This is a genomic window from Oceanicola sp. S124, from assembly GCF_000220565.1.
GTDB lineage: Bacteria > Pseudomonadota > Alphaproteobacteria > Rhodobacterales > Rhodobacteraceae > Pseudooceanicola.
Map to the genome: position 1 here is coordinate 21202 of NZ_AFPM01000109.1, position 7420 is coordinate 28621.

Annotated in this window: 9 protein-coding genes; 4 read left to right on the forward strand and 5 right to left on the reverse strand. The window is 68.7% G+C overall.

The genetic code is table 11. The features are described 5' to 3' along the window. The first annotated feature begins 23 nt into the window (after window positions 1-23). From OS124_RS0107920 to OS124_RS0107935, 4 genes are read left to right on the forward strand one after another with little or no spacing between them, the layout of a single operon-like run. Complete coding sequence (locus OS124_RS0107920; RefSeq protein ID WP_010138953.1) at window positions 24-746, forward strand: competence/damage-inducible protein A; 723 nt, start codon at window positions 24-26, stop codon at window positions 744-746. Continuing rightward, window positions 743-1474 carry a GNAT family N-acetyltransferase gene (locus OS124_RS0107925; protein ID WP_010138954.1) on the forward strand — a complete coding sequence of 244 codons (732 nt, stop codon included), beginning with the start codon at window positions 743-745 and terminating at the stop codon, window positions 1472-1474. The genes OS124_RS0107920 and OS124_RS0107925 overlap by 4 nt, the downstream gene beginning before the upstream one ends. A gap of 19 nt (window positions 1475-1493) precedes the next feature. After that, window positions 1494-2072 carry a peroxidase-related enzyme gene (locus OS124_RS0107930; RefSeq protein WP_010138955.1) on the forward strand — a complete coding sequence of 193 codons (579 nt, stop codon included), beginning with the start codon at window positions 1494-1496 and terminating at the stop codon, window positions 2070-2072. Next, window positions 2073-3077 (forward strand): OmpA family protein, encoded by a 1005-nt coding sequence (locus OS124_RS0107935; RefSeq protein ID WP_010138956.1) that lies wholly within the window; start codon window positions 2073-2075, stop codon window positions 3075-3077. A 77-nt stretch (window positions 3078-3154) separates the two neighbouring features. On the opposite strand, the gene OS124_RS0107940 is transcribed toward OS124_RS0107935, so the two are convergent. The 5 genes from OS124_RS0107940 to OS124_RS0107960 all read right to left on the reverse strand — a co-directional run. Further along, window positions 3155-4060, reverse strand: coding sequence for a LysR family transcriptional regulator (locus OS124_RS0107940; RefSeq protein WP_010138957.1), 906 nt, complete (start codon window positions 4058-4060; stop codon window positions 3155-3157). A gap of 152 nt (window positions 4061-4212) precedes the next feature. Beyond that, complete coding sequence (locus OS124_RS0107945; RefSeq protein WP_010138958.1) at window positions 4213-4599, reverse strand: hypothetical protein; 387 nt, start codon at window positions 4597-4599, stop codon at window positions 4213-4215. Window positions 4600-4612: 13 nt separating this feature from the next. After that, entirely contained in the window at window positions 4613-5386 is a 774-nt protein-coding gene (locus OS124_RS0107950; protein WP_010138960.1) for a DUF6478 family protein, read from the reverse strand. Window positions 5387-5489: 103 nt separating this feature from the next. After that, window positions 5490-6305 (reverse strand): hypothetical protein, encoded by an 816-nt coding sequence (locus OS124_RS0107955; RefSeq protein ID WP_010138961.1) that lies wholly within the window; start codon window positions 6303-6305, stop codon window positions 5490-5492. After that, window positions 6286-7420, reverse strand: a 1135-nt coding sequence (locus OS124_RS0107960; protein WP_010138962.1) for a dihydroxy-acid dehydratase domain-containing protein, incomplete at its 5' end; no start/stop codon positions are given. The genes OS124_RS0107955 and OS124_RS0107960, both read right to left, overlap by 20 nt.

Consider the following 7420-nt stretch of genomic DNA (forward strand, 5'->3'; position numbering starts at 1 on the left):
CCACCAGAACAAGGAGAGGTGACATGGGCAACCCGAAAGCCGCGATGATCGTGATCGGAGACGAGATCCTGTCAGGCCGCACCCGGGATGCGAACATGCACCACCTCGCGGGCGAGCTGACCAAGATGGGCATCGACCTGGTCGAGGCGCGTTTCGTCTCGGACGATCAGGGCGCCATCGTCGGCGCCGTGCGGGCGCTGTCGGAAACCTATGACCATGTCTTCACCTCGGGCGGGATCGGGCCGACCCATGACGACATCACCGCCGATTGCGTCGCCGAGGCCTTCGGGCGCTCCATCGACGTGCGCGACGATGCCCGCGCCCTGCTGGAAGCCCACTGGAACGCCCGTGGCGTCGAGATCAACGAGGCGCGCCTGCGCATGGCGCGCATTCCCGCAGGCGCCCGGCTGATCGACAACCCGGTGTCCATCGCGCCGGGCTTCACCATCGAGAATGTCCACGTCATGGCCGGGGTGCCCAGTGTCTTCGAGGCCATGGTGGCCACGGTCCTGCCGCAGCTGACCGGGGGCAAGCCGCTGCTCAGCCAGTCGCTGCGCATCGAACGCGGCGAGGGCGAGATCGCCGGGCCGCTGGCCGCCCTGGCCTCGCGCCACCCCGAACTGTCCATCGGCAGCTACCCGTTCCAGCGGGACGGGATCTACGGCGCCAATATCGTCATCCGGGGCAGCGACGGGGCGCAGGTCGACGCGGCCATGGCCGAGCTGGCCGGGCTGTTCCCCGCATGAGCGCCGATCGCACGCCCGAATTCATGGCCGTGGTGGATGCCACCTGGCCGCCCGCCGAGATCATCGAGGCCGCGCCCTTCCTGCTGCGCCGGGGCGGGGGCGGCGGCAAGCGCGTGTCCGCGGCCTCGACCCTGCGCGGTGGCATCACCGCCGCCGAGATCGACGCCGCCGAAACCGCCATGCGGGCCATGGGTCAGCACCCGCTGTTCTCGATCCGCCCCGGCGACGAGGAATTGGACACCGAGCTTGAGGCGCGCGGCTACGAGGTCGTCGACCCGGTCTGGGTCTACACCATGAGCGCGCCCGCCATGGCCGCCCTGCCGAAACGCGGCGAAGAGCGGGTCAGCGTTCCCGCCTGGGAACCCCTCGCCATGCAGCGCGAGATCTGGGAGGCCGGTGGCATCGGCCCGGCCCGCATCGCGGTGATGGAGCGGGTCGAGGGCGCGAAAACCTCTCTCATCGGGCGGTTCGACAATGCGCCGGGCGGCACGGCCTTCGTTGCGCTCTCGGGCGGGATCGCCATGCTTCATGCGCTGGAAGTGCTGGCCGAGGCCCGTGGCAAGGGCATGGGCCGGGCGATGATGATCGACGCGGCGAAATGGGCCGTCAGCCAGGGCGCGCAGGAATTCTCGGTCGTGGTGACCAAGGCGAACGCGGGCGGAAACGCGCTCTATCGTTCGCTCGGCATGGAACAGGTCGGGCAGTACCATTACCGTCAGGGGGCATGAACGGGAGGAGACCCAGACCATGACCCAACAGGTGACAGCCCTTGACCTGCCAATGCAGGATCCGCTGCCGGAACGGACACAGAAATACTTCGACATCTGCCAGGAAAAGCTGGGGATGGTGCCCAATGTGCTGAAGGCTCATGCCTTCGACATCCCCAAGCTCGAGGCTTTCACCGCGCTCTACAACGACCTGATGCTGGGCGAGAGCGGGCTGAGCAAGCTGGAACGCGAGATGATCGCCGTGGTGGTCAGCGCCATCAACCATTGCTTCTACTGCCTGACCGCCCATGGTGCCGCCGTGCGCGAGATGGCCCCGAAGGAAATGGGTGGCCCCGTGCTGGGCGAGATGATGGTGATGAACTGGCGCGTTGCCGACCTGTCGCCGCGCCAGCGCGCCATGCTGGCCTTCACCGTGCAGGTGACCGAGGCCTCGGCCACCATCGAGGAAGCCGACCGCCAGGTGCTGCGCGACCATGGTTTCAGCGACCGCGACATCTGGGACATCGCCAATGTCGCGGGCTTCTTCAACATGACCAACCGGATCGCCAGCGCGGTGGATATGCGCCCGAACCCGGAATACCACGGCCAGGCACGCTGAATGGCGGCGAGGCGGTCCTTCGCGCGGCGCCTGCGCCCGGCGCGGCTGTTGGCCGCCCCGTTTCTGGCCGCCCCCTTTCTGCCCCCCCCGTTTCTGGCCGTCACGACCCTCGCGGCCCTGGCCCCGCCCGTCCGCGCGCAACCCTTCGCGTCCCTGCCCTACGAGGCCACCGAGACCTTCCTGGATGTCGCCGATCCAGACAGCTACGGCTTTCCGACCGGTCCGTCGCGGTCCCATGACCGGCCACCGACAGAGCAGGTCGAGGGGGCCGTCACCCGCAGGGCCTGGCTGGTGCCGGGCAACCAGACCACCTCTCTTCAACTGCTTGCCCCGCTGCGGGACGGCCTTGCCCGGGAGGGCTGGCAGATCCTGCTGGACTGCGACAGCCGGACCTGCGGCGGTTTCGATTTCCGCTTCGCGATCGAGGTCATTCCCGCGCCCGCCATGGCGGTCGACCTCTTCGATTTCCGCGCGCTGACCGCCGCCCGGGGCGACGAACGCATCTTCCTGCTGACCAGCCAGGGCGACACGGCTGGCCATGTGCAGCTGATCCACGCCGGCCCGGCCAGCGCCGCACCGCTGCCCGCCCCGCCCCCCTCCGACGCCCTGCCGCCGGGGTCCTCCGGGGCCGCGGCGCTGATCGCCGCCCTGCGCAGCGCGGGTCACGCGGCACTGGACGACCTGCGCTTCGCCACCGGCGAGGTCGCGCTGGAAGAGACCCCCGCGCCCTCGCTGAGCGCCCTGGCGGCCTTCCTGCGCGACACCCCCGACGCGCGGCTGCTGCTGGTCGGGCATACTGACAGCGACGGGCCGCTGGACACCAACCGCGCCGTCTCGCAGCGCCGCGCCGAGGCGGTGCGCCGGAAGCTCATCGAGCTGGGCGTGGCGCCGGACCGGCTGGAGGCCCATGGCGTCGGCTACCTTGCGCCGCGCGCCAGCAACGCCACCGACGAGGGCCGCCGCGCCAACCGCCGGGTCGAGGCAGTGCTGCTTTCAAACCCCTGAGCCCAAAAGAAAACCCCGGCCGAAGCCGGGGTACGAGGATCCGTGACTGAGACACGGGGGAGGAAACGGAAAGCGGGCTACCAGTCCAGGGGGCCCTTGTCCTGAAAGGCCTCGACCAGGAAATCAATGAAGGCACGGACCTTCGGCTGGGTGAAGCGGCCCGGCGGATAGACGGCATAGATCCCCTGCACCTCGACCGGCAGATCGGGGATCGCATCCTCGACCAGCCCGCTGCGCAACGCATCGTGATAGAGGAAGGACGGCAGGTAGGCGATGCCCAGCCCGGCGATCGCGGCATTGAGCAGCGACTGCCCGTCGTTGACCGACAGCCAGCCGGCGGTGCGGATCTGCCGCTTCTCGCCCGAGGGCGCGGTCAGCTTCCAGACATTGCCCGAGGCCTGCGAGGAATAATGCAGCAGCTTGTGCTCGTTCAGGTCGTCGATCTTGGCGGGGCGGCCGTATTTCTCGAAATAGGCCGGGCTGGCGATCATCCGGTAGGCCGTCTCGGTCAGCTTGCGGGCCCGCAGAGAGCTGTCTTCCAGCTCTCCGATGCGGATCGCCATGTCGAAGCCTTCCGAGATCAGTTCGACGTAGCGGTTGTTCAGCACCATGTTGACGGTGATCTCGGGGTATTCGCGCAGGAAGTCCCCCAGCACCGGCGACAGGTGATTGACGCCGAAATCCGTGGCGACAGAGATCCGCAGCAGCCCAGAGGGCGCGGATTGCATCGAGGTCACCAGCGCATCGGCCTCGCCTGCGTCGTTCAGCACCCGGCGGGCCCGGTCGTAGTAGGCCAGGCCGATCTCGGTGGGCGACACGCGACGGGTGGTGCGGTTCAGCAAACGGGCGCCAAGGCGCGCCTCGAGCGAGGAAACGTGCTTGGAGACGGCGGACTTCGAGATCCCCATCTTCTTCGCCGCGTCGGTAAACCCTCCCTGGTCCACCACCGTGGCGAAAGCCTCCATTTCCGTAAGACGATCCATAAGCCAAACCCGTCGCAAATCCTGCCCGACGTTTATTGGCGTCGATCAAGGCACAAAAGGGGCAGGCAGCCGACAATATCGGGGTTTTGTCTTGGATCGTTGAAGGCGGGGAAACGACTGCCCGCCGTCCGGCCAACGGGCGTGACGGACCGTCAGTCTGCTCCGGTATCGACGCAGTGGCGGCGGAAGGCGCGTTTCAGCATGTCCAGCTCTTCGCGCAACAGCGTGACCTCGGCCTGAAGCGTGTCGCCGACCATCTCGCCTGCCAGCACGGCGAAGGAGTTCAGCACCCGGTTCTCGTCGGCGCGGTCGCGAATCACGAAGACCTGGATCCCGTCGGAAATCGCCTGTGCGGGAATCGGAACGGTGATCGCCCATGTCCCCGCCGGTTCGAGCGGCCGCACCTCGATGTCCTCGATGCGCATGTCCTGCACCAGCACCTCGAGCTGCGGCGCCGGAGCGTTCTCGGGCACGCTCAGCACACCTTCCCAGCGGCCGGCCACGAGTCGGGTCTTGGTCAGGGTGGTGTCACGGGTCATCGGCGGCCTCCGGTCACAGCTCGGCCCGCAGGCGACGGCTGACGGTGAGGTCGCGCAGGGTGACCTCGTTCATCTGGGGCCGCTCGAAGATCAGGTCGATCCAGGCCCGTTCGATGCGCTTCTCGTTGATGTTGGTATAGGCGAGGTCGAATTCGACCATCCGGTCTGCCTCGTGCAGAGGCAGCTCGCGCACCAGTTGTTCGGTGTTCGGCCCGTGCTTGATGTTGAGCCGGGCGAAGATTTCAAGCGGCTTCTCGATCTGTACCATGGGGTCGAGCCTGATCAGGTGGCGCCGGGACAGGCCGTCAAGCGCCGCCTCGGGCAGGTTCACCACCAGCGACAGGAACGAGCCGTCGAAGCCGAAGACATCCATGCGCAACGCATAGGGGGCCAGGTCGCTCTCGCGGCGGTTGCGCAACTGGCGCAGGGTCAGCTCGGAGGTGGCGCAGTCATGGAACAGGGTCAGCTCCTCGCCCAGCTGTTCGCCCGAGCGCACCGAGGTCAGGCCGCTCTGCGCCAGCGGACCGCGCCAGGCCTGGGGCCGCCAGGACCAGTCGGTGCCATGGGGCACCGGGAAGGCGGTCGAGCCAATGGCGGGCAGCCCGAGGCGGCTGTCGGCGACATGGATCAGATGATCCAGCTCGGCGCGCAGGGCGCGGGCCTGGCTGCGCTGGCCCCGCAGGGCCGACAGCGGCGCGGCGGTCACCTGGCGGGCACGGCTGCGCCAGCGCTGCAACTCGCGTGCGTTCACCAGTGCGGCAAGGAAGGATCTGCGGAAGGCGGCCATGGGTCCTGTCGTCTGCCCGGTCGCCCGGGATGGGGCGGGGCGTGATCATCTCTCGGTCGCGGCAAGCCTATCCCATCGGGATGGCGATACAAGCTCTCGCGCGCTAGTCCGCCTGTCCGGCGGTGGCCGAGGGCACGTTCTGGGACGAGCCCAGCCCCTGGGTCTGATCCACCTCGGTGGGCGCGGCGGCGGTCAGGTCCGGCTCGGCGGCGCCGGGCGCGTCGGGGCTGGCGGCACGGATGGCGCCGGCCATGGCCAGCAGCAGGGGCCGCCCGCCGGCCCGGGCCACGGCGCTGCCCTTCGGCCCGTAGGCCGCCATGGTCACCGCCTGACCGTTGAGGATGAAGACGCCGCGCCACTGCCGCTTGTCGGCACTGCCGACCAGGGCATTGCCCCCCGTCGCCAGGTGCAGAAGGCGCACCCCCTCGCTGTCCTGGCTGTCCAGCACGCCCATCTCGGACATGTCGGCGGCCAGGCTGGCAGCGTCGGGCAGCTCTCCATCATAGGGGGTCACGGTGACCGTCAGCAGCGCCAGGGCCACCGGGTTGCCCATTTCGCCGCCCGAGAGGATATCGCAGCGCGCCAGCAGCGCGAAGGAGCGCTCCGCGCGGACCTTCAGGCTGCGGCCCTCGATGCAATAATCCTCGGGGCCACGGATCATGACGTCTCCGCCCGCAGCCGGGGCCGAGACCAGCACCGGCCCCACGGGGCGGCGCAGGGACGAGAAGAGCCCAAGCCCGCCGCCGCCGTTCTCGACCTGTCGGAAGGCCCCGCCCGAGGCGCCCGAGGGCGTGTCGAGGCATCCGGAGAGAGCGAGACAGGCCGCCAGCGCCGTCAGTGGACGTCCAAGGCGAGACATGACGCGGGCCGGCGCGCTGTCGCGGCCGGCCCGGGTCAGATCAGAGATCGGCGTAGACATGCTTTTCAGCCTTGCCGCCGGGATGGGTCACCGCACCCAGGTAGGTGCTGCCGACCTGCTGGGCGAACTTCCACAGCGCACCCGAGGCATAGATCGTGTCGCGCGGACCTTTCCATTCGGCCTTGCGGGTGGCCAGCTCGTCCTCGGTCAGGTCCACGTCGATGGTGCCCTTGATGGCGTCGATGGTGATCATGTCGCCGGTCTTCAGCAGGGCGATCGGGCCGCAATGGGCCGCCTCGGGGCCGACGTGGCCGACGCAGAAGCCACGGGTCGCGCCCGAGAAGCGGCCATCGGTGATCAGCGCCACCTTCTTGCCCATGCCCTGACCCGAGAGGGCGGCGGTGGTGGCCAGCATCTCGCGCATGCCGGGGCCGCCTGCGGGGCCCTCGTTGCGGATGACGATCACGTCGCCTTCCTTGTAGTCACGCTTCTGCACGGCGGCGAAGGCATCCTCTTCGCACTCGAAGACGCGCGCCGGGCCGGTGAAGACCTGGTGCTCGGGCGCCATGCCGGCGACCTTCACGATGGCGCCCTCGGGGGCGATGTTGCCCTTCAGGCCGACCACGCCGCCGGTCTTGGTGATCGGGGTTTCGATCGGATAGATGACGCGGCCGTCGGCCTCGCGGTCGATGCGGTCCAGCTCTTCGCCCAGGCTGCGCGACGAGGCGGTCATGCAGTCTTCGTAGATCAGCCCGGCCTTGCGCAGTTCCTTCATCACGACGGGAATGCCGCCGGCGTCGAAGAGGTCCTTGGCCACGTACTGGCCGCCCGGCTTCAGGTCGACGAAATAGGGGGTGTCGCGGAAGATGTCGCAGACATCGGTCAGGTCAAAGTCGATCCCGGCCCCATGCGCGATGGCGGGCAGGTGCAGGCCGGCGTTGGTCGAGCCGCCGGTGCAGGCCACGACGCGGGCCGCGTTGATCAGGCTTTCCTTGGTCACGATGTCACGGGCGCGGATGTTCTTCTCGATCAGGTTCATCACCGCGCGGCCCGAGGCTTCGCCGTACTGGTCGCGGCTCTCGTAGGGGGCGGGCATGCCGGAAGAGTTCATCAGCGCCAGGCCGATCGCCTCGGAGACACAGGCCATGGTGTTGGCGGTGAACTGGCCACCGCAG